Annotated in this window: 20 protein-coding genes; 4 read left to right on the top strand and 16 right to left on the bottom strand. The window is 63.0% G+C overall.

Annotation, left to right across the window (positions count from 1 at the left end; translation table 11 throughout):
* Window positions 1–229 precede the first annotated feature (229 nt).
* Both FA04_RS27510 and FA04_RS27505 read left to right on the top strand, forming a co-directional pair.
* The gene (locus FA04_RS27510) at window positions 230–1,615 is read left to right on the top strand and encodes a sensor histidine kinase (protein ID WP_034787765.1); all 1,386 of its coding nucleotides are present in this window, start codon (window positions 230–232) and stop codon (window positions 1,613–1,615) included.
* A gap of 5 nt (window positions 1,616–1,620) precedes the next feature.
* Window positions 1,621–2,262 (top strand): response regulator, encoded by a 642-nt coding sequence (locus FA04_RS27505; RefSeq protein ID WP_034787767.1) that lies wholly within the window; start codon window positions 1,621–1,623, stop codon window positions 2,260–2,262.
* A 53-nt stretch (window positions 2,263–2,315) separates the two neighbouring features.
* On the opposite strand, the gene FA04_RS27500 is transcribed toward FA04_RS27505, so the two are convergent.
* Window positions 2,316–2,774, bottom strand: a complete 459-nt coding sequence (locus FA04_RS27500) for a hypothetical protein (protein ID WP_034787769.1) — start codon at window positions 2,772–2,774, stop codon at window positions 2,316–2,318.
* Window positions 2,775–3,050: 276 nt separating this feature from the next.
* On the opposite strand from FA04_RS27500, the gene FA04_RS27495 reads away from it, so the two are divergent.
* Window positions 3,051–4,358, top strand: a complete 1,308-nt coding sequence (locus FA04_RS27495; RefSeq protein WP_226020780.1) for a hypothetical protein — start codon at window positions 3,051–3,053, stop codon at window positions 4,356–4,358.
* Window positions 4,359–4,398: 40 nt separating this feature from the next.
* On the opposite strand, the gene FA04_RS27490 is transcribed toward FA04_RS27495, so the two are convergent.
* The 14 genes from FA04_RS27490 to FA04_RS27425 form a co-directional block, all read right to left on the bottom strand.
* Window positions 4,399–5,481 (bottom strand): ABC transporter ATP-binding protein, encoded by a 1,083-nt coding sequence (locus FA04_RS27490; protein ID WP_034787772.1) that lies wholly within the window; start codon window positions 5,479–5,481, stop codon window positions 4,399–4,401.
* Window positions 5,482–5,484: 3 nt separating this feature from the next.
* Window positions 5,485–6,531 (bottom strand): NAD(P)-dependent alcohol dehydrogenase, encoded by a 1,047-nt coding sequence (locus tag FA04_RS27485; RefSeq protein ID WP_034787774.1) that lies wholly within the window; start codon window positions 6,529–6,531, stop codon window positions 5,485–5,487.
* Between the two features lie 32 nt (window positions 6,532–6,563).
* Window positions 6,564–7,385, bottom strand: a complete 822-nt coding sequence (locus FA04_RS27480; RefSeq protein WP_034787776.1) for a carbohydrate ABC transporter permease — start codon at window positions 7,383–7,385, stop codon at window positions 6,564–6,566.
* Window positions 7,385–8,245, bottom strand: a complete 861-nt coding sequence (locus tag FA04_RS27475) for a carbohydrate ABC transporter permease (RefSeq protein ID WP_034787778.1) — start codon at window positions 8,243–8,245, stop codon at window positions 7,385–7,387. The genes FA04_RS27480 and FA04_RS27475 overlap by 1 nt, the downstream gene beginning before the upstream one ends.
* A 90-nt stretch (window positions 8,246–8,335) precedes the next feature.
* On the bottom strand, window positions 8,336–9,613 hold the full coding sequence (locus FA04_RS27470; protein ID WP_082936573.1) for an ABC transporter substrate-binding protein: 1,278 nt from the start codon (window positions 9,611–9,613) through the stop codon (window positions 8,336–8,338).
* Between the two features lie 227 nt (window positions 9,614–9,840).
* Entirely contained in the window at window positions 9,841–10,773 is a 933-nt protein-coding gene (locus FA04_RS27465; RefSeq protein WP_051659111.1) for a helix-turn-helix domain-containing protein, read from the bottom strand.
* Window positions 10,774–10,869: 96 nt separating this feature from the next.
* Entirely contained in the window at window positions 10,870–12,099 is a 1,230-nt protein-coding gene (gene pepT / locus FA04_RS27460) for a peptidase T (protein ID WP_034787782.1), read from the bottom strand.
* 134 nt (window positions 12,100–12,233) lie between these two features.
* On the bottom strand, window positions 12,234–13,040 hold the full coding sequence (gene hpaI, locus FA04_RS27455) for a 4-hydroxy-2-oxoheptanedioate aldolase (RefSeq protein ID WP_034787785.1): 807 nt from the start codon (window positions 13,038–13,040) through the stop codon (window positions 12,234–12,236).
* A gap of 8 nt (window positions 13,041–13,048) precedes the next feature.
* The gene (gene hpaH / locus FA04_RS27450) at window positions 13,049–13,852 is read right to left on the bottom strand and encodes a 2-oxo-hept-4-ene-1,7-dioate hydratase (protein ID WP_034787788.1); all 804 of its coding nucleotides are present in this window, start codon (window positions 13,850–13,852) and stop codon (window positions 13,049–13,051) included.
* A gap of 3 nt (window positions 13,853–13,855) precedes the next feature.
* Window positions 13,856–14,725: a fumarylacetoacetate hydrolase family protein gene (locus tag FA04_RS27445; protein WP_034787790.1), complete on the bottom strand. Its 870-nt coding sequence runs from the start codon at window positions 14,723–14,725 to the stop codon at window positions 13,856–13,858.
* Window positions 14,722–16,158 carry a pyridoxal phosphate-dependent decarboxylase family protein gene (locus tag FA04_RS27440; RefSeq protein ID WP_051659112.1) on the bottom strand — a complete coding sequence of 479 codons (1,437 nt, stop codon included), beginning with the start codon at window positions 16,156–16,158 and terminating at the stop codon, window positions 14,722–14,724. The genes FA04_RS27445 and FA04_RS27440 overlap by 4 nt, the downstream gene beginning before the upstream one ends.
* A gap of 50 nt (window positions 16,159–16,208) precedes the next feature.
* Complete coding sequence (hpaD, locus tag FA04_RS27435) at window positions 16,209–17,189, bottom strand: 3,4-dihydroxyphenylacetate 2,3-dioxygenase (RefSeq protein WP_034787793.1); 981 nt, start codon at window positions 17,187–17,189, stop codon at window positions 16,209–16,211.
* 33 nt (window positions 17,190–17,222) lie between these two features.
* Window positions 17,223–18,740 (bottom strand): 5-carboxymethyl-2-hydroxymuconate semialdehyde dehydrogenase, encoded by a 1,518-nt coding sequence (gene hpaE / locus FA04_RS27430; RefSeq protein WP_034787795.1) that lies wholly within the window; start codon window positions 18,738–18,740, stop codon window positions 17,223–17,225.
* Between the two features lie 64 nt (window positions 18,741–18,804).
* On the bottom strand, window positions 18,805–19,197 hold the full coding sequence (locus FA04_RS27425) for a 5-carboxymethyl-2-hydroxymuconate Delta-isomerase (protein WP_034787798.1): 393 nt from the start codon (window positions 19,195–19,197) through the stop codon (window positions 18,805–18,807).
* Window positions 19,198–19,305: 108 nt separating this feature from the next.
* Here FA04_RS27425 and hpaR point away from each other — a divergent pair, with 108 nt between their 5' ends.
* Window positions 19,306–19,794, top strand: a complete 489-nt coding sequence (gene hpaR, locus FA04_RS27420; protein WP_034787802.1) for a homoprotocatechuate degradation operon regulator HpaR — start codon at window positions 19,306–19,308, stop codon at window positions 19,792–19,794.
* A 20-nt stretch (window positions 19,795–19,814) separates the two neighbouring features.
* Here hpaR and FA04_RS27415 read toward each other — a convergent pair whose 3' ends face one another.
* Window positions 19,815–20,825 (bottom strand): phosphotransferase enzyme family protein, encoded by a 1,011-nt coding sequence (locus tag FA04_RS27415; RefSeq protein WP_034787804.1) that lies wholly within the window; start codon window positions 20,823–20,825, stop codon window positions 19,815–19,817.
* Window positions 20,826–20,830 lie beyond the last annotated feature (5 nt).

Genomic DNA, 20,830 nt, shown 5'->3' with positions numbered 1-20,830 from the left:
GACACGACGTTCGATGTGAAGACGATATCTGCGCCTCCGAGACGGCGCCATCGGCCCCCGACCATTGCCTTTTCGCCTAGGACCTAGGTCCTATTCCGCAGCATCAAAGGTCCGAACAGTTCGGTCGCGATGGCTGCGCCATTGACCCTGTCATGAGAGTGGTTAGGTTGGCGCGGCCTTGCTACAATCGTCGCGCCGCACGAGCCGGCGGCCCGATCCGAGAGACCTGGTGCGCGTCCAACAGCTTATCACCCGCTGGAATTCTCAATCTCTAGCCACCCAGTTCCTGCTGATCGGAGGAGCGGTCGCCGCTTGTGCGATGGTTCTGGTCGGCGCCTTCGTATCGAACAGGATCGAAGACGCAGTCACCCGGAATTCCGCCGCAACGACGGCGCTTTACGTCGACAGCGTGATCGCGCCGTTGCTGCCCGATATGCAGACGAATGAAGTGCTCGATGAAACGGTTGCCCGTGCGCTGGACGAGACCCTTGGCCAGGGCGCGCTCGGCGAACGCCTCCTCTCGTTCCGCCTTTGGCGTGCGGATGGCACGCTTCTCTATTCGAGTGACCAGGCGGCCGTCGGCACCAAGGTGGAGCCAAGCGAGGAACTTCAGACGGCATTTTCAGGCAAAATGGTCGCCCGCTTCGACCAGGCCGGGGATGGGACGGCGGACAGGGCTACGGCCGAGCCGGCGCTTGCCATCTACAATCCGGTGCTCCAGCCCTGGTCCGGCCAGGTGGTGGCCGTGTCGGAATTTCATGAGGTGGCCAATGATTTCGAACAAAGCCTCAATCAGGCGCGCGCACACACCTGGTTGGCGGTCGCAGCCTTCACGCTTGCCTTCTTCGTCGTGCTGTCGGCGATCGTGCTTCGGGGCAGCAAGACGATCGAGAGCCAGCGGCATGCGCTCGCCCAGCGCGTCGACGAGCTTTCGGCATCGCTGGCGCAGAACGAAACGTTGCGCGGCCGGCTGCAGCGCGCATCGCAGCGCGCCACCGCGTTGAACGAAAGCTATCTGAGGCGCATCGGCGCGGACCTGCATGATGGCCCCGCCCAACTCGTCGCCTATGCTTCGCTAAGACTGGGCAGCGAGACCTTGAAGCGCGACGCGACGCCGGCGGCCACCCGTGCGCGCGAGATCGGCGCGATCAAGGCGAGCCTCGACGAGGCGATGCAGGAGATCCGCACAATCTGCGGCGGCCTGGTCCTGCCGCAGATCGAGACGGCCGGATTGGCAGAGATCCTGCAGCGTTGCGTGAAGGCCCATCAGCAGCGCACAGGGGCGGCGGTCGAGCTCGCCCTGGCCGATCCGCCGGACCGTCTGTCGCAGGCGGCAAAGATCTGCATCTACCGCTTCGTGCAGGAAACCCTCAACAACGGCTACCGGCATGCCGGCGGCGTGAGGCAGCAGGTATCGCAACGAACAGTCGGCGACCGTGTCACCATCGAGGTCGCCGATGGCGGACCCGGATTTGATCCGGACAAAGTTCCGCCCACAAGTCTTGGTCTTGCCGGCCTGCGCGAACGGATCGAAAGTCTCGGCGGAACGTTTGAGCTCATCATCGAGCCGACCGGCACCACCGTTCGCATGACGACCAGCGTCAAGGAGATCTGACAATCATGACGTCAAGGATACGCGTTGCCGTGGTCGACGACCACCCTCTGTTTCGCGAAGGCGTGACCCGGAGCCTGTCGGAGATCGAGGGGTTTGAGATCGTCGCCGAGGGCAGTTCGAAGGACGACGCGACCGGGATCGCGCAAAGCCTCGGACCGGATGTGATGCTCATGGATATCTCCATGCCGGGCGGCGGGCTGGAGGCGATACCGGCGATCCTGGAGGTCGCTCCGTCGCAGAAGATCATCATGCTCACGGTTTCCGAAGACGGAGATGACGTGACCACGGCGCTCGACCGGGGTGCCACCGGCTATGTGCTGAAGGGGGTCGGCGCCTCGGCGCTCGCCGAGGTCATTCGCACTGTCGCTTCGGGCGAGCGTTACGTGGCGCCGACCCTTTCGGCCAAGCTTTTGTCGACGAAGGGCCCGGCCCAGCCTGGAAAATCCGGTCTGGTCGCAACCCTGACGCCCCGCGAGAAAGAGGTTCTGCACCTGGTGGCCGCCGGCATGAGCAACAAGCATGTCGCCATCGAGCTGGACCTGCAGGAAAAGACCGTGAAGCATCACATGACGCAGATCATGACGAAGCTGGGGGTCGCAAACCGCACCGAAGCGGCAATGGTTCTGCGCGACGCGCGCGAGCTTTAGTCTCTGAGACCGACCGATACCGTCGCACCGCCGACGCTGATCGGCGGCGCGTGCTAATGCGCCAGGGTCTCCATGCGCTGCTTGTCGGCTGATGTCGCGCGCCGGTTGATGATCGTCCGTCCGCGGGCATCCTTCATGATGTAGCGCCCCTTCCTGACTTGCTCGGTTATGCCGCCCTTGTGACGGATACCGGTTTCGCCATCGTCGGTGGCGTCTTCATTTGCACGGGAGGCCTTGGAGTTTCCGCCGGAACGGTTTTCGTTGGAATTCCCGTTTCCATTGCCGTTGCCACCGCCATTGCCGTTATTGCCGCCGCCGTTCCCGTTCCCTCCGCCATTACCACCACTATTTCCACCGCCGTTGCCGCCGCCACTATTGCCGTTCTTGGCGAGGGCGACCGTCTCGGTCATCGACAGACCTGCGCGGGTCAGATCGAGCTTGTAGGGAAGGGTCGTCACCAACAGGACTGCGGGCCAGAAGAATGCAGCAAGAAAAATCCGGCGATTGGGCATTTCAGTCCTCTGGCGATGTCGCGGCACAGGGTGGGCACGCTCCGGCGGATACCGGCAAGCTCGACTTTGCTCATGGCCGGCATGGCCAGTCAACGCGCGTCTGCGCTGGTTACGCTTTCCCAGACCTTTCCCCGGCGACGGCCGGACAATCGTCGGATTCCCTTAGGACCAAAGTCGGGTTCAATGCGTCGTCGTTTGGCGGCTGTGGCCTGCGCTCTTGCCGAGCAGCGACCGTGGCGTGACGGGTAGTCAGGCGATGGCGCGATTGAAATTGTCATGCACGCCGTTGCATCGTTTCATTTGGCCATATTCTCGACACCGAGATCGTTGACGTCTCCGGCAGGCTGGGACCACCCGGCGCTCATCGAGCGCCCGCTCCTGCGCCTCTTCGGAGGCCCGGGGGCGGGCGTTTTGCGCCTTTTGAAAGATCAACACTTGTCACACGACAAATCGACCGGGCACGTCAAGAAACGCATCGTGCTGCATTTTCCGGGCTTCGAGCCGCTGGATGCCGTCAAGCATCAGGCGCGCTACAAGCGATCGGCGGTCAAGACGGCGAGACTTCAGGATTTCGATGTTCAGGTCGGGCAGGTGGAGAGCGAGGGACCCGGCCGCTATTTCGACGTGGATAGCCAGGGCGCCGACTGGCAGACGGCCAGCCGCGTCTACATCTTCGATCACGACGAGATCGTCCGACGCCTGAATGGCCGGGGCACGCTGCATCGAATGGTCGCGGGCTACCTGAGCGCCCTGCGCGTCGTCTGGGAAGGCGGCGCATTCGGCTACTTCCGGCATGCCTGGCGGTTCGGCCTGTTCTTTCTCTTTCCGTTCCTGCTGGTGGCAATTGGCGTCGCGGGGAGCGTGTTGATCGGCACCGCCCCCTACTGGCTTGCGCTTGAATCATCGCTTCTCGTCCTGAGCGCGATCGTCGCCTACCTGGTCTTTTTCAAGCTGTTTCTCCCCTGGTCGGAGCGGTGGCATACCCTGCATCTCTTTTCCGACTGGGAGCTGGCGGTTGCCGTTGCGCGTCTGGAAAAACCATATTTAAAGCAATGGGTTGAAGACAGCCTGGCATCCGTGCGGGCCGCGCTCAACGAACCGGCCGACGAGTACGTCATCAGCTCTCACAGCATGGGCTCCAGCATCGCCACCCAAGTGATCGGCGCCCTGGTGGAGCGGGAGCCAGGCCTCTTTGCCGGAAAACGCATCGTCTTCGTCACGCTCGGCGGCGCGATCCTGCAATGTGCGCTGCTGCGCTCAGCCGAAGTGTTGCGCGCGCGCGTCGGCGCCATCGCCCGGGTGAAGGATATCTTCTGGTTCGACGTCCAGTGCCTGACCGACGCGATCAATTTCTACAGATGCCAGGTGGTGGCGCTTGCCGGACACGGCGATGCGCCCCAGCCGCCCATCGTTTTCATCCGGCTCAAGCATATGCTGTCACCGGAGCGCTATGGCCGGATCAAGCGCGACTTCCTGCGTGTGCACCGCCAATACGTGCTCGATGCCGACGTTCGCGCGCCCTTCGATTTTACGATGATGACGGCCGGGCCGCTCCCGGCCGCCTCATTCGCCAACGCGGCCTGAAGGCAAACAGTCCTGTCGGGGCAGGGCTGTTGCTTGCCGCTCACGTACTCAGCACCGAGAGACCGCTCTCCCGGTCGAACAGGTGCAAGCCGTTTGGCTCGATTGTGAAGGATACGGCTTCCCCCGGCCTGGGGCAGCCGCTGGCCTTGACCAGTGCGCCAATTTCCTTGCCGGCAAACAGAAAGGTCACGAGCGCGTCGTTACCATGAAACTCGACCAGGTCGGCGATGCCCTCGACACGATTGAGCCCGCTTTCCGCCGGCGCCAGGTCGGCGGGACGTATGCCCAGCACCAGCGTCTGGCCATGGCGAAGCGTGAACCTGTCGTCCGAGATCGCGAAGCTGCCGCCCGCACTGCGCAACAGCCAGCTGCCTTCGGTCTTTTCGGCCGTCACGTCGATGAAATTCATGTTGGGTGTGCCGATAAAGCCGGCGACGAAGAGCGTGCGCGGGCGTTCGTATATCTCGGCGGGCGTTCCGACCTGCTCGATCGCGCCACCCTTCATCAGGACGATCCGGTCGGCAAGTGTCATCGCCTCCAACTGGTCGTGGGTCACATAGATCGTCGTGGTCTTTAGCTTCTGGTGCAGCCGGGCGATCTCGACCCGCATGTGATTGCGCAGCTTCGCGTCGAGATTGGAGAGCGGCTCGTCGAAGAGGAAGACCCGCGGCGTCTTGATCATCGCGCGGGCGATAGCGACGCGCTGTTGCTGCCCGCCGGACAGCTCGGTCGGCTTGCGGGCGAGATAGGGCTCGAGGCCGAGCGTTGCCGAAACAGCGCGAATCCGCGTATCGATCTCCGCCTTCGGCACCTTCATGCGCTTCAGTCCGAAAGCGATGTTGTCGTAGATCGTCATGTGTGGGTAGAGCGCATAGTTCTGGAAGACCATGGCGACGCCGCGGTCGCGAGGCGGCAGGTCGTTGACCGCCCGCCCGCCGATCGAGACAATGCCGCCGGATATGTCTTCGAGACCGGCAATCATGCGCAGCAGCGTGGACTTGCCGCAGCCGGATGGACCGAGAAACACGATGAATTCATGATCGGCGACATCGAGGTTGAAATCCTTGATGACATCAACGGCGCCGTATTGCTTGTCGACATTGGAGCAGACGATGTTCGCCATGGCTCAATCCTTCCCACTGTCCATGCGGATCTGTAGTTTGATATCAGTCGGTCGGGCGGATGCGGCCCGCTCGAATGCCCTGATGCTGTCTTCGAAGCGGAAGGTTTCAGTGATCAGCGGCTTCAGATCGACCTTGCCGGACGCGATCAATTGCAGGGCGCGGTCGAAGATGTTGGCGTAACGAAACACCGTTTCGATCCGGACTTCCTTGGAGATTGCGCCCGGAACGTCGAATTGTACCGGTTCGACCGGCAGGCCCACCAGAACCACGGCACCGCCCGGGCGGACCAGATCGAATATCCCGGAAAAGGCCTTGGCGCTGCCGCTCGCCTCGAAGACGAGATCGGCGCCCCAGCCGCCGGTTTCCGCGGCGATGACATCGGCAAAAGGCCGCTCGGCGATGTTGACCGGGATGATGCCTGGATACTGAGCGGCGATCGCCAGCTTCTCCGCGCTGAAATCGGAGATGAAGACACGGCTGCAGCCACTGGCAAGGGCTGCGAGCGCCACCATGATGCCGATCGGCCCGCAGCCGATCACCGCGGCGACATCGCCCGGTGCAATCCGCGCGCGGGCGGCTGCCTGCATGCCGATGGCGAACGGTTCGACCATCGCGCCTTCGGCAAAGGAGATGTTGTCGGGAAGCTTGTAGGTGAAGGCGGCGGGATGGACTGCGAAGGGAGCGAGCACGCCATGAACCGGCGGCGTTGCCCAGAACCGCACCTTGGGATCGACATTGTAGATGCCGAGTTTGGAAGCCCGGGAGGTCAGTTCTGGAACACCCGGCTCCATGCAGACCCGGTCGCCGACGTCGAGCGTTTCGACATTGCTTCCGACCGCGACGACGGTGCCGGCCGCCTCATGACCGAGCACCATCGGTTCGCGCACCACATAGGGGCCGATGGCGCCGTGGGTGTAGTAGTGCACGTCGCTGCCGCAGACGCCGACCGTGTCGATGGCGATCTTGACATCATCGGGACCAAGTTCCAGCGGGAGATCGATCTCCCGGATTGCGAGCTTGCCTTTTTGCTCGAGGACCAACGCTTGCATGAAGGATTTCCTTGTTTTTCCAGTCTTGGGATTCATTGGGTCTTGCGCTTGAAGGCGCTGTTGAGCATGCCACTTAGAACCCCGATGAAGAGCAGCGGCGGGATGGAGAGCAGCACGACGGAGGCGTTGAGGATGCCCCAGGGCACGTCGCGACCGAGTTGCGTCAGCTCCGAGGCGACGATCGGCAACGTCTTGGCGTCGGACGTCGTCAGCATCAGCGCAATCAGGAATTCGTTCCAGACGAGCACGAAGGCAAAGGCGACCGCTCCGATCAGCGACCGAAGGGCAATCGGCAGCGCGATAAGGAAGAAGATCGCATAAGGACCGTAGCCATCGACGCGGGCAGCCTCCTCGACTTCCTTCGGCACTCGCGCAAAGGCCGGGACGCTCAGCCAGATGATGGTCGCGAGCGTCAGCAGCGAATAGGTGACGATCATCGACAGGCGGGTGTCATAGAGGCCGAAATCGAGCCAGATCACCATCAGCGGAATGGCGATCGCGACCGGCGGCAGGAAGCGCAGCGACAGAACGAAGAACTGAATGTCGCGGGACCAGCGGTTGGGATAGCGCGCGATCGCATAGGCGGCGGGCAGGCCGAGAGTGGCACCGATCAGCACCGCAGCGCCCGATATCAGCAGCGAATTGACGAGGCCGGCAAAGACGCTTTCGCGGCCGAGCACATAGGCGAAGTTGTCGAGCGTCGGCTCGAAGAAGAAGAGCGGGGTCGGTGTCACGATGTCGACCCGGTTCTTGAAGGCATTGAGCGCGGTCCAGAACATTGGAAACACGGCAGAGAAGGCGGCGGCGGCAAGGATGAGCCGGCCAATGAAGCGGCCAAGGGCGTGGGCGGTCATCACTGAACCCTCTTCCAGATGAAGGTGAAGGCGATCGAGGTGGCGATCATCATCAGAACCGCCATGCTGGAGGCGTAGGAAATCCGGCCGGACTCGATGAAGCCTTGCGAGAAGGCGTACATGTCGAGCGTTTCGGTCGCGATGCCGGGGCCGCCGCGGGTCATGACGTAGATCAGGTCGAAGGCGCGCAGCGACTCGATCATCTTGACGAAGGCAAGCGAGATCAGCGGCGCCTTCAGCATCGGCAGCGCGATGAAGGCATAGATCTCCCATGTGCGGGCATGGTCGAGCTTTGCTGCCTCGAAGGGTTGCGGTGGCAGCGTTTCCAGGAGCTTCAGCACGATGACGGCGAAGAACAGGCCCCATTGCCAGACATCGACCAATGCGACTGTCGCAAGTGCAGTCGCCGGATTGGACAGGAGATCGAGTGGCTGACCGATGATTGCCTTGTAGGGATAGGTGGCGATGCCATAGAGCGGATGGAAGGCGAACTTCCAGACGAAGGCGGCCGAAACGCGTGGCAGGATCACCGGTACCAGAAACAGGAGCGCCAGCAGGTTGCGCGTTCGCGGCGAGACGCATTCGAACAGCAGAATGCCAAGGCCGACGGCGATGGCGAGCGTCATGCCGACGGTCACGGCTTCCCAGGTCAGGGAGACGCCGATCGCATTGATGAAGCGGCGGTCCGAGAAAAGGTCGATATAATTGGCGAAACCGACGAAGCTGCCGTCCGGACGGCTGAGTTCCCGGTTTTGGAACGATATGTAGATCGCATAGGCCGTCGGCACGAGGGCGAGAACGGCAAGGATGCCCATGGCCGGGGTGAGGAACACCGCCGGCAGGCTGTTTTTCTGCTTCATGTGATCAGTCCTACGGCTGGGCTTTGAACGCCCCCGATGGTGCGGGCCACCGGCGGCTTTGCCGGCCGATGGCCCTTGGGAGGAACCGGCTTACTGGCTGCGGGCAACCAGGTCTTGGGCGAAGCCGTCGAGTTCGTCGAGGCCTTCCTTGATGTCGGTGCGCGTTCCGGTGATCAGCTCCTCGAGGATGATGCCCCAGCGGTCGCCAAGATCAGGCCATTGCGGGTTCTGCCAGAAGTTGACGGCGGTGACCTTGCCGGTATCAGCAAGCGCCTGGCCGAGATCGGGGCCGTAGAGCTCGGCGAATTTCGGGCTGGTCATGATGCTGGTGCGATTGAGTTCGCTGAACTGTCCGGCTTCGAGCCGCCGGGCCTCGTTTTCCTTCGAGGTCGCCCAAGCTACGAACAGACCGGCGCAGGCCTTGGAGGCCTCATCCTTGTTGGCCTTCATGCCGATTGCCAGACCATGGCCGTAGCCGCCGCCCGTCAACGGTGCCGGAGGCGGCAGGTAGCCGACCTTGCCGGCCACCTTCGAGGACTTCGGATCGATCGCCATGCCGACGAGCGGGGTGGATTCGATCAGCATCGCCACCTGGCCGGAGGTAAAAGCACCAACCGCCTCGTCCCAGCCGCCGGTCTGGCTGCCCGGTGCCGAGTACTTGAAGAGTTCGAGATAGGTCTCGGTCGCCTTGACCGCCTGTTCGCCGTCAAAGACCGGCGTCTTGCCGTCGAACCAGTTGCCGCCGAAGCCCTTGAAGAATGGCATCCAGCGCCAGACATTGGCGCCCGAGCCGCGCTGGCCGCGAAGGGCTGTGCCGTAGATACCCTGGTCGGGCTGATTGAGCTTCTTCACTGCGGCAACATATTCGTCGAGCGTCTTCGGCGGCGTAATGCCGGCCGCCTCAAGCAGGTCCTTGCGGTAGACCATGAGGTCCCCGCCGCCAGTGACCGGCGCAAACCAGACCTTGCCGTCATAGGTCGCGACCTTCTGGCGGCCCGGATCGAAATCGGCGTAGTCGTAGTCGGCAGGATAATAGTCCATCAGCGGCGCGACCCAGCCGGCCGACGCAAATAGCGCCACATTTGCCTCGTCGATGTAATAGACGTTGTACTTGCCGATGGTCGAGGCGTCCGCCTTGGTCTTGGCGCGGCGGTCGTTTTCGTTGAGATAGTCGATCTCAAAGGATGCGCCGCCCGAGAGCTTCTCGAATTGGGACTTGTAGTCTTCGAGCAGCGTCAGGCCGTCGCGCGGCTGGGCGAGCACCTTGATCGTGCCGGAGCATTCGGCAGCGACCGCAACAGTCGTCAGGCCGGTGGAAAGAAGGCATGCGAAGGCGATGCTCGAAACGAGCGTTTTGGCTTTTTTCATTGTGAAAAGACCTCCCCAGGTCTGCGATGCGCGCCGGATACTCCTCAGATCCAGTGCGTTTTCCTCATAGCGAACCGTTTCGCTGGGTTCGATGATAGGCCTTACGCTCTGCCGAACTAGCGTGCGCGATGCGGCAATTCTGTACTTTCTTGCAGAAAATTGCCAGATGCCAGGCGTTTGCAGCGCAGCAAACGCAAGGATTCATTGCCTGGGTGGGTGAAACGCGCCTAAGAACGGGAAGTACGACGCTGGCCCGTCAGCCGCCTGTAGGCCGAAGGCGTCATCTTGTGCTGGCGCAGAAAGGTGCGATTGAAATTGGAGATGTTGAGGTAGCCGACCTCGAAGCAGATGTCGGTGATCGGCACGTCGGTTTCGGCAAGCAGCTTGCACGCCTGCCAGATGCGCAGCTTGTTGACGTGGTCGGTAAAGGTGTTGCCGGTATTCTTCTTGAAGAAACGGGAAAAGGCCGTTTCGCTCATGCCGGCCTGCCGGGCAAGATCGGCAAGATGAATGTCGGTGGCGATGTTCTCGTAGATGAAGGCCAGAGCGCCGCGCAGCACGTCAAGCGATTGTTGGTCGAGTTCTGGCGCGAATTCCGGCGAGGAGAGCAACTCGTATTCTTCGGTGTTGACCAGCAGATCGAGCAGCTGGATGAACAGCGAGAAGCGCGAGAGCCCTTTCAGGCTGCCCATACGTTCGATCAGATCGGCGCCCTTGGCGCGGGCTTCGCCATGAAACACCAGGCCGCGCTCGGCGCGGGCGAAGAAGGCCTCGAGCTCGGCAAATTCCGGTAGGGCGTCGGTGATCTCGCGCATGCGATCCGGGTGGAACTGCATGACGATGTCACGGCCTTCGATAATCTCATCGGGTTCGGTAACCGTTACCCAGTCATGCGGCAGGTTGCTGCCGATGACGGTGAGATAACCCGGACCGAACTGGCCGATATGATCACCGACGAAGGCAAGGCCCGAGGCCTTGCGGATGAGATGGATTTCGATCTCCGGATGGAAGTTCCAGACGTTCCGTTCCCAGGGATAGTTGTCGAGACGCCATAGGAACGTCTCGTTGACGCCGGTGACGATGTGCTCGAAGGTCGGCGGGTTGGTTGCGAGCGAAGCGGGCTTTGCCGGCGCGCGTTTTGAGCCTCGCGCCGTACTCATCGCCTGACCCTCCTTCGCGCCGTGTCGATCGGTCGTCTCCTTTGGAGAAGGAGCGGCTGCCTATTGCACCCAAGCCGCCCCGTTTTCCGGACTATGTCAGGCGCGTTCGGCCCAGATCTTGGCGAGCTCGACCAGCGTCTTTACGCTGCGCTCCATGTCCTGGCGGCTGACCCATTCGAGCGGCGAATGGAAGGCGTGGCCGCCGGCGAAGAGGTTGGCCGAAGGCAGACCCATGAAGGAGAGCCGCGAACCGTCGGTGCCGCCGCGGATGCTGCCGCGCACCGGCTGCATGCCGGCCCGGCGGATCGCCTCGATGGCGTTTTCGACGATCTCCGGATGGCGGTCGAGGATGGCCTTCATGTTGCGGTACTGCTGGACCTCGAAACTGTAGGTGGAGCCCGGATAGGCCTTCATCACGTCCTTGACGATGCCTTCGAGCATGGCTTCCTTCGAGGCAAGGCCCGCCTCGTCGAAGTCGCGCACGATGAGGCCGAGCTGCGCCCTGTCCATCGAGCCGGTCACGCCGGTCGGATGCACGAAGCCGTCGCGGCCCTCGGTGCCCTCGGGCGAAACCTCCCGCGGCAGCCGGCTAATGATGTTGCCGGCGATCTTGATGGCGTTCTCCATCTTGTCCTTGGCAAAGCCCGGGTGGATGGCGACGCCCTGAATGACGATCTCGACGCCATCGGCGGAAAAGGTCTCGTCCTCGATATGGCCGGCGGTTTCGCCATCGACCGTATAGCAGAATTGGGCCCCAAGCTTCTTCAAGTCGACCTTGTCGACGCCGCGGCCGATCTCTTCGTCGGTGGTGAAGAGCAGCTTGATCGTGCCGTGCTTGATTTCGGGATTGTCGACGAGAACTTGAGCGGCCGCGACGATCTCGGCAAGCCCGGCCTTGTCGTCGGCGCCGAGCAGCGTCGTGCCGTCGGTCGTGACGATGTCATTGCCGATCTGGTCGTTGAGAACCGGGTGGTCGGCGACGCGGATTACCTGCTGCGGATCTCCCGTGAGCCTGATATCGCCGCCCTGGTAGTTGCTGACGATCTGCGGCTTGACGTTCGTGCCGGTGAAATCCGGCGCCGTGTCCATGTGCGAGCACCAGCAGATGACCGGCACCGGCTTGTCCACGTTCGAAGGAATGGTGGCATAGACGTAGCCGTTTTCATCGAGATGGGCGTCGGCAAGGCCGATCGTCAGCAGTTCCTCGACGAGCACGCGACCGAGGTTCTTCTGCTTTTCCGTCGACGGCTGCGTCTTCGACCTCGCGTCGGACTGGGTGTCGATGACGACATAACGAAGGAAGCGGTCGAGAACGGTATCGGTCATGGCGGGAATCCAATGCTGGTGGGCGTCAGACCGCTATACCCCCAGACCGAGACGAGGGAAAGTCGTGACCGCCCAACGCATGCGGTTGGTCGTGGCCTGACTGGCTCCTCCGGTCGCGGCGCAGACGATGCCGATCAGTAGATTTTTCCAGCCGTCGTCTCGGTCTCGCCTCTGGTACCCTTGAACTCCGCTGCCAGCTTCGACGTGGCGCCGACCAGCAGGCCGACATCGTTGCCGACCGCCACAAAGGTCGCGCCTAGTTCTAGGTAGCGGCGGGTAAGGGCCTGATCGGAGGTCAGGATACCGGCCGCCTTGCCGTGCGACTGGATGCGAAAGAGCGCCGCCTCGACTGCTTGTTGTACCTCCGGCGCACCGGGCTTGCCGAGGAAGCCCATGTCGGCGGCAAGATCCGCCGGGCCGATGAAGACACCGTCGACGCCTTCGGTCGTGGCGATCTCGTCGAGCGCGGCAAGGCCGGCCCGGCTTTCGATCTGCACGAGCAGGCAGATCTCGTCATTGGCGGTCTGCAGATAGTCGGGAATACGGTTGAAGGCCGATGCCCGGGCAAGGGCGGCACCGACTCCACGCACGCCATGGGGCGGATAACGCACGGCGCGCACCAGGGCGCAGGCCTGTTCGGCGCTTTCGACCATCGGCACCAGCAGCGTCTGCGCGCCGATGTCGAGGATCTGCTTGATCATCCAGGTCTCGCCGATCGGCGGCCGGACGATGGCGTGGCTTGGCGATGCGGCGAGCGCCTGGAGCTGTGCCGCCAGAAGCGGCACGTCGTTCGGCGCATGCTCGGCGTCAAGCAGCAGCCAGTCGAACCCGGCGCCGCCGCAGATCTCGGCCGTATAGGGATTGGCGAGCGCCAGCCAGAGGCCGATCTGCGGACGCTTGTCAGTGAGGGCCTGTTTGAACGGATTGCGCGGAGCGGGCATGGGCGTTCCTATTCGAAGAAGCAGCTGACGGTGCCGGACGGGCCGAAGTCGGCGACGATGGTGTCGCCATGGCGGGCCTCGACCGGGCGGATGAAGGAGCCGGCAAGCACGATCTGGCCGGCCTCGATACGGTCGCCGTAGAGCGCCAGGCGATTGGCGAGCCAGGCGATGCCGCGGGCCGGGTGGTTGAGCACGCCGGCGCCCAGTCCTGTCTCTTCGACCTCGGCATTGCGCGAGACGATCGCGCCCATCCAGCGCATGTCGATCGCATCGGGCCGCATCTGTCTTCCGCCAAGCACGATGCCGGCATTGGCGGCGTTGTCGGAGATGGTATCGACGATCGTGCGCGCCTTCTTCGTTTCCGGATCGACGCGCAGGATCCGCGTATCGAGGATTTCGAGCGCCGGCGTCACGTAATCGGTGGCGTTCAACACGTCGAAGACGGTGACATTGGGGCCGGAAAGCGGCGCCTTCATCACGAAGGCGATCTCGGCCTCGATGCGCGGCTGAATGAAACGATTGCCCGGAATGCGCGCGCCGTCCTCAAACAGCATGTCATCGAAGAGCACGCCGGAATCGGGGATGTCGATGTTGAGCGCATATTGCATCGCCTTCGAGGTCAAGCCGATCTTCCAGCCGATCACCCGGCGTCCAGCGGCGATCTTCTTCTTCACCCAGGCGGCCTGCACCGCATAGGCGTCGTCCATGGTCATGTCGGGATGCTGGAGCGACAGCAGTCCGGTCTGGACGCGCTCGCGTTCGGCGATGTCGAGTGCCGTCGCGGCTGACTCGATCTGGTTCTTGTCGAGCATGGGTCAGGCCTCGTCGGCAACTGGGTTGATGAGCGTGCCGATGCCTTGGGCCTCGACCTCGACGATGTCGCCAGGCTTCAGCCAGATTGGCGGATCGAAACGGGCACCGGCGCCAGTCGGCGTGCCGGTGACGATGACGTCGCCGGGCACCAGCGTCGTGAAGGTAGAGACGTAATTGATGATCTTGCGGAAGGAGAAGATCATCCGGCTGGTGCGGTCTTGCTGGCGAACCTCGCCGTTCACGCGGGTTTCCAGCTTGATGTCGGCAAGCTGGGCCTCGTCGGTGAATGGCACCAGCCAAGGACCGATCGAGCCGGTGCGGTCGAAGTTCTTGCCCTGGGTGACGTTGAACTTGGCATGGCGCACCCAGTCGCGGATCGTGCCTTCGTTTGAGAGCGAAAGCGAGGCGACGTGGTCGAGCGCCGTCGCCTCGGGGATACGACGACCGCCCTTGCCGATGACGATGACGATCTCGCCTTCATAATCGAGTTGTGCGCTTTCCGGCGGGCGGATCAGCGGCTGCCCGTGTCCGGTGAAGGAGCGCGGGAAACGTATGAACAGCGACGGGTTGGAGGGTGCCACCTGCCCGTCCTTGTATTCCTCATTGCGGTCCGGAAAATTGACGCCGACGCAAATGATCTTTTCCGGTGCCGGTATAGGGATCTCGTAGCGGATATCGTCGAGCGAAATGTCCGCCGGCAGTCCGGCCGCTTCGTCGGCAAGCCGGGTAAGGGCACCGGCTTCGATCACCTCGCGCAGCGTCGGAAAGGTCGATCCATATCGTGTGCTAAGGACGATCAATCCATTGCCGGAAACGAGGCCGTAGCCCCGCCTGTTTCCGGCCGAAAAGGTGACGAAACGGGGAGGTGTCATCGGGAAGCCTTCGTTTTTTCGTGTTGTCCGTCGAGCGCGGCGGCGACCTCGACAATGACCTCGAACGCCGTCTCGGCATCCTCTTGCGTCATGTCGAACTGGCCCGCCTGGAAACGGATCGCCACGCGACCATCGACGCGCGTCTGGGTCAGGTAGATGCGGCCGTCATCGTTGATCGCGTTGACCAAAGCGATGGTGTGGGCGTCCGGATCCCCTTCGCTCAGATGGCGGAACGAAAACAGCGACAGCATCGGTGCGGTCACGATCTCGAAATCCCGGTGCTCGGCCAGCCGCTCCGCCAGTTGCCGGGACCAGCGCACGTGGTTGCGGATCATCGTCTGCAGGCCTTCGAGACCATGGAAGCGCAGCAGGAACCAAAGTTTCAGAGCCCGGAAACGCCGGCCGAGCGGGATCGTCCATTCGGAATAGTTTATGATACCGTCGCGCCCGTGCGTCTTCAGATATTCCGGCTGGATCGCCAACGTCTTCACCAGATCATCGGGACTGCGGATGAAATGCGCCGAGCAGTCGAACTGCGCGCCCAGCCACTTGTGCGGATTGAAGACGACGGAGTCAGCGTTTTCGACGCCGGCCCAGAGTTCGCGAAACTCCTCGCAGATCATCGCGGCACCGGCCCAGGCAGCATCGACATGGACATAGAGACCGTGCGCATGGGCGACCCGTATAACCTCGGCGATGTCGTCGCAGGCACCCGTGCTTGTCCCTCCGGTGCAGGCGATCACGCCCGCCGGCACGAGGCCTGCTGCCTTGTCGCGGAGGATCGCCGCTTCGAGCGCCTGGCAGTCCATCGCCCGCCGCGGCCCGTTCGCCGGGATTCGCACGAGGTTCTCCTCGCCGATCCCCGAGACCCAGATCGCCCGGTCGATCGAGGTGTGAACCTGATCGGAGGAATAGATGCGAAGTTGCTGCTGGCTGGCGAGGCCCTTCTTGTTGCCGTTCCACCCGAGCGCCTTCTCGCGCATGACAAGCACGGCCGAGAGTGTCGCCGAGGACGCCGAATCCTGGATCACACCGGAGAAGCCCTCGGGCAGACCGATCGCCTGGCGCAGCCAGTCGAGGACCTTGGTCTCGAGCTCGGTCGCCGCCGGCGAGGTCTGCCAGAGCATGCACTGCGCCGCCATGGCGGTGACGAGGTATTCGGCGACGACGGAGACGGGTGCCGCGTTCGCCGGGAAATAGGCAAAGAAACGCGGATGCTGCCAATGGGTCATGCCCGGCAGGATGATCTTCTCGAAATCCTCGAAGATCGCCTGCATGTCCTCGCCGGTCCGCGGCGGCTGCGCCGGGATCTGGGCGGCAATTGCCCCCGGTGCCGTCTGCGCCCGCACGGGGCGGTCACGCAGCGAGGCGCGATAGTCCGCACCCCATTTCGCCGCCTTCAGCGACCATTCGGTGAAACTCTTCTCGTCCATTTTCTACTCCCGTTCGATCCCAGGCCCTTAGCCGATCCACTCGCCAAACGTCACGGCGCGACGATCGGTTGGGCTTTCAGGATCGAGTCCCTCGCCTCGGCACCGGCAAAGGCGCTGCCTTCCTCGAACCAGGATTTCGGTGCCGGCGCGCCCCAGAGCGTCTGGCGCTGCGGGTCCTTCAGGTCCCACTTGATCGGTTCCAGATCCGGATCGACGGTCTGGTAGTCGGAGCAGTAGATCTCGATGCGGTGTCCATCAGGGTCGCGGACATAGAGGAAGAAGGCGTTGGAAATGCCGTGGCGGCCGGGGCCACGTTCGATATTGGCGAGCCAACCGGAGGTCGACATCAGGTCGAGCAGGTCGATGATGTTGAGCGGCGTCGGCACCCAGAAGGCGGTGTGGTGCAGGCGCGGGCCGCGGCCGTTGGTAAAGGCGATGTCGTGCACGCCGCCCTTGCGATGGGTCCAGGCGGCCCAGAGACGTCCCGTCTCCTCATCGGCCGTGTATTCCGTTACCCGGAAGCCGATCTCGTTGTAGAAGGCGACCGCTTCGTCGACATTGGGCGAGAAGCAGTTGAAGTGGTCGATGCGCAGCGGTTTGACGCCGCGGTAGAGCGCGTATTTCTGGTGGATTGGCGGCAGGCGGTCCATCTTCGAATAGAATTCGAGCGGGATGCCCTGCGGGTCACGGGTGCGAAAGGTGCGTGACTGGTAGGGGCGTTCGATCCACTCGACAGGCAATTCTTTCGCTTTGAAGAAATGCGCGGCCTTTTCGAGATCCTCGTCGCCAAAGACCTTGAAGCCGAGGTCGCGAGCCTCAGCGCTCGCCGCCTTCTTCAGAATGATGCAGTGGTGGCCGCGTTCCTCCATGGCCCTCAGATAGATCGTGTCCGCCGTCTCGTCGGTGACCTGCAGGCCCAGCACGTCGACATAGAAGGCGCGCGATTTGGCAAGATCGGTGACGGCGAGCTCCACATGGCTCAGCCGCACGATGTTGAAGGGCGGGTAGAGGTTCGGTTTCGGCAAGGGCATTGATGTCTCCTCCAGATTTTTTTGCCAGCGCGCTCAGCCGCCGAGCTTGGCGATCGCATGCGCCGAGCTGGCAAAGGCGATGTTCTTGGTTTCCATGTAAAAATCGAACGACCAGTCGCCGCCGTCGCGGCCAATGCCCGAGCTCTTGACGCCGCCGAACGGCGTCGGCAGGTGGCGCACATTCTCCGAGTTCACCCAGATCATCCCGGCCTCCAGATGATCGGTGAAGCGGAACGCGCGGGTGACGTCGGAGGTCCAGAGATAGCCGGTCAGGCCGTATTGCGTGTCGTTGGCAAGCGCCAGCGCCTCCGCCTCGTCCTTGAACGGGATCGCCGTCAGCACCGGCCCGAAGATTTCTTCCTGGGCAATGCGCATGCCGTTATTGGCGCCGGTAAAGAGCGTCGGGGTCACATAGCAGCCACCGCCCGGACCGTCGAATTTCTCGCCGCCGGCAGCAATGGTTGCACCCTCCTCGCGGCCGATTCGGATATAGTCGAGCACCTTCTTCTCATGCACGGGGTGAATGAGCGGGCCGACGACGGTCTCGGGGTCAAGCGGATGACCGACCTTGATGCGCTTGGCCTTCTCGGCGACGAGCGCGGTGAACCGTTCATAGATGCTGTCTTCGACCAAAAGGCGCGAGGACGAGGTGCAGCGTTCGCCGTTCAGCGAATAGATCATGAAGACGGCGGCGTCGGCCGCGCGTTCGAGATCGGCATCGGCAAAGACGATCACCGGGTTCTTGCCGCCGAGTTCGAAATGGACGCGCTTCAGTGTCTCGGCACCCTGCTTCATGATCATCGAGCCGGTGCGGCTTTCACCGACGAAGCCGATCGCCTTGATATCGGGGTGCTCGGTCAGCGCCCGGCCGGCGTCTTCGCCGAAACCGTTGACCAGGTTCCAGACACCTTTCGGCAGCCCGGCCTCCTCGGCGATCTCCACCAGCAGCCGTGCGGTCAGCGGCGAAAACTCCGCCGGCTTGTGGACGACCGTGCAGCCGGCGGCGAGCGCCGGGGCGATCTTCCAGGTCGACAGCATGAAGGGCGTGTTCCAGGGCGTGATGATGCCTACTGGGCCGATCGGCACGCGCGTCGTCATGTTGATCTGGTTGCCGCCGCGCAGCATCTTGCCGTCGCGTGCCTCCGGCGCCCGGTCGGCAAAGAAGCGGAAGTTTTCCGCACCGCGCAGCGCCGCCTTGGCCATGAACTTCAGCGATTGTCCGGTATCCACGCACTCGACGAAGGCGATCTCCTCGGAGCGCGCGACGATCGCATCGGCAATTTTATGCAGGAGCTTCTTGCGCGTATCGCCGGGCATGGACGCCCATTCGGCGAAGGCTGCTTTCGCGGCCTTGGCGGCGCGGTCGATATCGGCTGCCTTGCCGCGCGCGATCTTCGCCAGCGGTTTCAGGTCGATGGGCGAGATGGTCTCGAAAGTCTCGCCATCAAGCGAGGGAAGGGCTTCACCGTTGATGTAGTTGAGCACGCCTTCGCGTCTGAAGCGGGCAAGATAGCGTTCCGCCTTGGCGAGGTTTTCGGCGAGCTTGGACATGATGGTCTCCGATGCTGGCGCAGACTTCGCCGCGCACTGCTGTGTTTTTGTGGGAGGGCCGCGCTCAGCCGTTGGAGGCGCGCAGCCTGGGGTGAATGGCGTTCTTCTTCCAGCTCAGCTCCGGATCGATCTCGCGGATCTCCAGGCTGAGGGCGAAATGCGGCGTCGAGAAGAGCGTCGAGAGTTCTTCGCTGACGGCCTTGAAAATCGCGTCGCCGGTCGCCTTCTTCTCCGCTTCCGTGCGGCCGCGGCCGATGCGGAAGGACAGGTCGATGAAGCCGTTTTCCGGCAGGAGGTCGGCGATCGCATAGTCGCGGCTCTGGATCGTGCGCACCCTGATGGCGCCAAGCTCGAAGAGGCCGGTGCCGAGGATGGTCGCGTGCACCGTGCGGCACAGCTTGGCAAAGTCGACGCGAGTGTCGAGGTTACCGGAATATTCGATTGTCAGATGCGGCATCTTTCCTCCCGATGCGCTCTCATATATTTAACACGTTAACGAAATTGCCGACGGTGTCAAGCAGCCCGTTTCCCGCAGCTGCGACTGCCGATTGCAGAACGAAAGAAAATGTCCGATAGAACGCCTATGAGCCGCGAAAAGCCTCCCACCGACCTGGGCCACGACGCCCTTTTGCCGCACAACACGCGCCGTTCGCTGCCGATCGCGCTTCTGCGCGCACGCGAAGCCGTCATGGCGCATTTTCGACCGATGCTGGCGCGTCACGATATTACCGAGCAACAATGGCGGGTGATCCGCATTCTCGCCGAAGCCGGCCGGGTCGATGCGTCCGAGATGGCCGACAAGGCCTTCATCCTGGCGCCAAGCCTGACGCGCATCATCCGCTCGCTCGAGGAGCGCGGCCTGATCACCAAGCATAAGGACGCCGACGACGGCCGGCGCGTTCTGCTCGAGATCGCGCCCGAGGGCATGCGGGTGATCGCCGACGTCAGCCCGGAAAGCCGCGCGATCTACGAGGAGCTCGAAGCTCGCTACGGCCACGAGCGCGTCGAAGTCCTGCTCGATATGCTGGACGAACTCGCCAGTCTCAACGACTGAGTGCTTCGACGGCGCCCTGATCATCGAACCCCCAGTTCTTCCGCAAGCGCCAGCGTCTCGTCGGCATATCGCAGGACGCGGTCGCGCGCCGCGGGCAACTCCGGCCGCGAGGCAAACCAGCCGATATAGGTGAGGCTGCGAAGCACGAGGAACAGCGGCAGGCAGGAAAACGCTTCGTCCGGCAGGGCGCGGCGGCTTCGATAGCCTGAGATCAGCACAGCCTCGATCGTCTCATATGCCGGCTCGCGCCGGTTTTTCAGGAGTGCGGTCGCGATGTCGAAGAGGCGAAAGCCGTAGCCGGCATCGTCGAAATCGATGACGGTCACGCCGTTCTCGGCAACGAGCACGTTCTCCCGAACGAGATCGGCATGGATCAGCCCAAAATCCTGCGCCGGAGTCGGCATCGTTGCCAGGCGCCGCCGGAGATCATGGCGCAACGCCGAAAGTGCTCTTGTCTGCGCCGAAGACAAGCCGTCGCAGTCCCAGAACCGTCCCCAGAGCGGCCGCTCGCCGAGCAGTCCTTCCGCATCCCAGGCGGGGCGCCAGAATCCCTCCGGCGACGTCCAGCGGTCGGCGAGATTGTGCATCTCGGCCATGGTGGCGCCGAGTGCCGAGAAGATCGCGCCGAGCTTTTCGGGTGTGTGGGACAGCGGCTTTCCGCTTTCGCCGAGCGTCTGTCCGTCCATCCAGCCGATGATATCGGCGTGCTGCGCGGCAAACGCTTCATCTTCCGGCAGGGCAACAAGCAGGCATCCGTCCGCCGTTGCGATCGGCCGCGGCAGCGCGAGACCGCTATCGACGAGTGCTGCCATCCATTGCAGTTCCGAGCGAAGGGCCGCTTCGCCGTGATAGCCGGCGCGGTGCAGCCGCAGCGCCGCCGACCGACCATCGGCGAGGCATACGCGAAACACCGCGTTTTCCCGATACTTCAACAGTTCCGGCCGTTGGTCGGCGACGCCCCAATGGGCGAGCGCCTGACGGGCGCGCGCGTCGAGCGCGGCGCGAAAATGCGGAGGTAGGGCGGCGACCATCAGCC

The sequence above is a fragment of the Ensifer adhaerens genome (assembly GCF_000697965.2).
Lineage (GTDB): Bacteria > Pseudomonadota > Alphaproteobacteria > Rhizobiales > Rhizobiaceae > Ensifer > Ensifer adhaerens.
Note: the sequence above shows the minus strand (reverse complement) of the source record. Positions and strands in the feature narration are given on the sequence as shown.

Coding starts and splice junctions, on each gene's coding strand:
- FA04_RS27505 (WP_034787767.1), top strand. CDS start 1,621: ATGACGTCAAGGATACGCGTTGCCGTGGTCGACGACCACCCTCTGTTT.
- FA04_RS27500 (WP_034787769.1), bottom strand. CDS start 2,774: ATGCCCAATCGCCGGATTTTTCTTGCTGCATTCTTCTGGCCCGCAGTC.
- FA04_RS27495 (WP_226020780.1), top strand. CDS start 3,051: ATGCACGCCGTTGCATCGTTTCATTTGGCCATATTCTCGACACCGAGA.
- FA04_RS27490 (WP_034787772.1), bottom strand. CDS start 5,481: ATGGCGAACATCGTCTGCTCCAATGTCGACAAGCAATACGGCGCCGTT.
- FA04_RS27485 (WP_034787774.1), bottom strand. CDS start 6,531: ATGCAAGCGTTGGTCCTCGAGCAAAAAGGCAAGCTCGCAATCCGGGAG.
- FA04_RS27480 (WP_034787776.1), bottom strand. CDS start 7,385: ATGACCGCCCACGCCCTTGGCCGCTTCATTGGCCGGCTCATCCTTGCC.
- FA04_RS27475 (WP_034787778.1), bottom strand. CDS start 8,245: ATGAAGCAGAAAAACAGCCTGCCGGCGGTGTTCCTCACCCCGGCCATG.
- FA04_RS27470 (WP_082936573.1), bottom strand. CDS start 9,613: ATGAAAAAAGCCAAAACGCTCGTTTCGAGCATCGCCTTCGCATGCCTT.
- FA04_RS27465 (WP_051659111.1), bottom strand. CDS start 10,773: ATGAGTACGGCGCGAGGCTCAAAACGCGCGCCGGCAAAGCCCGCTTCG.
- pepT (WP_034787782.1), bottom strand. CDS start 12,099: ATGACCGATACCGTTCTCGACCGCTTCCTTCGTTATGTCGTCATCGAC.
- hpaI (WP_034787785.1), bottom strand. CDS start 13,040: ATGCCCGCTCCGCGCAATCCGTTCAAACAGGCCCTCACTGACAAGCGT.
- hpaH (WP_034787788.1), bottom strand. CDS start 13,852: ATGCTCGACAAGAACCAGATCGAGTCAGCCGCGACGGCACTCGACATC.
- FA04_RS27445 (WP_034787790.1), bottom strand. CDS start 14,725: ATGACACCTCCCCGTTTCGTCACCTTTTCGGCCGGAAACAGGCGGGGC.
- FA04_RS27440 (WP_051659112.1), bottom strand. CDS start 16,158: ATGGACGAGAAGAGTTTCACCGAATGGTCGCTGAAGGCGGCGAAATGG.
- hpaD (WP_034787793.1), bottom strand. CDS start 17,189: ATGCCCTTGCCGAAACCGAACCTCTACCCGCCCTTCAACATCGTGCGG.
- hpaE (WP_034787795.1), bottom strand. CDS start 18,740: ATGTCCAAGCTCGCCGAAAACCTCGCCAAGGCGGAACGCTATCTTGCC.
- FA04_RS27425 (WP_034787798.1), bottom strand. CDS start 19,197: ATGCCGCATCTGACAATCGAATATTCCGGTAACCTCGACACTCGCGTC.
- hpaR (WP_034787802.1), top strand. CDS start 19,306: ATGTCCGATAGAACGCCTATGAGCCGCGAAAAGCCTCCCACCGACCTG.
- FA04_RS27415 (WP_034787804.1), bottom strand. CDS start 20,825: ATGGTCGCCGCCCTACCTCCGCATTTTCGCGCCGCGCTCGACGCGCGC.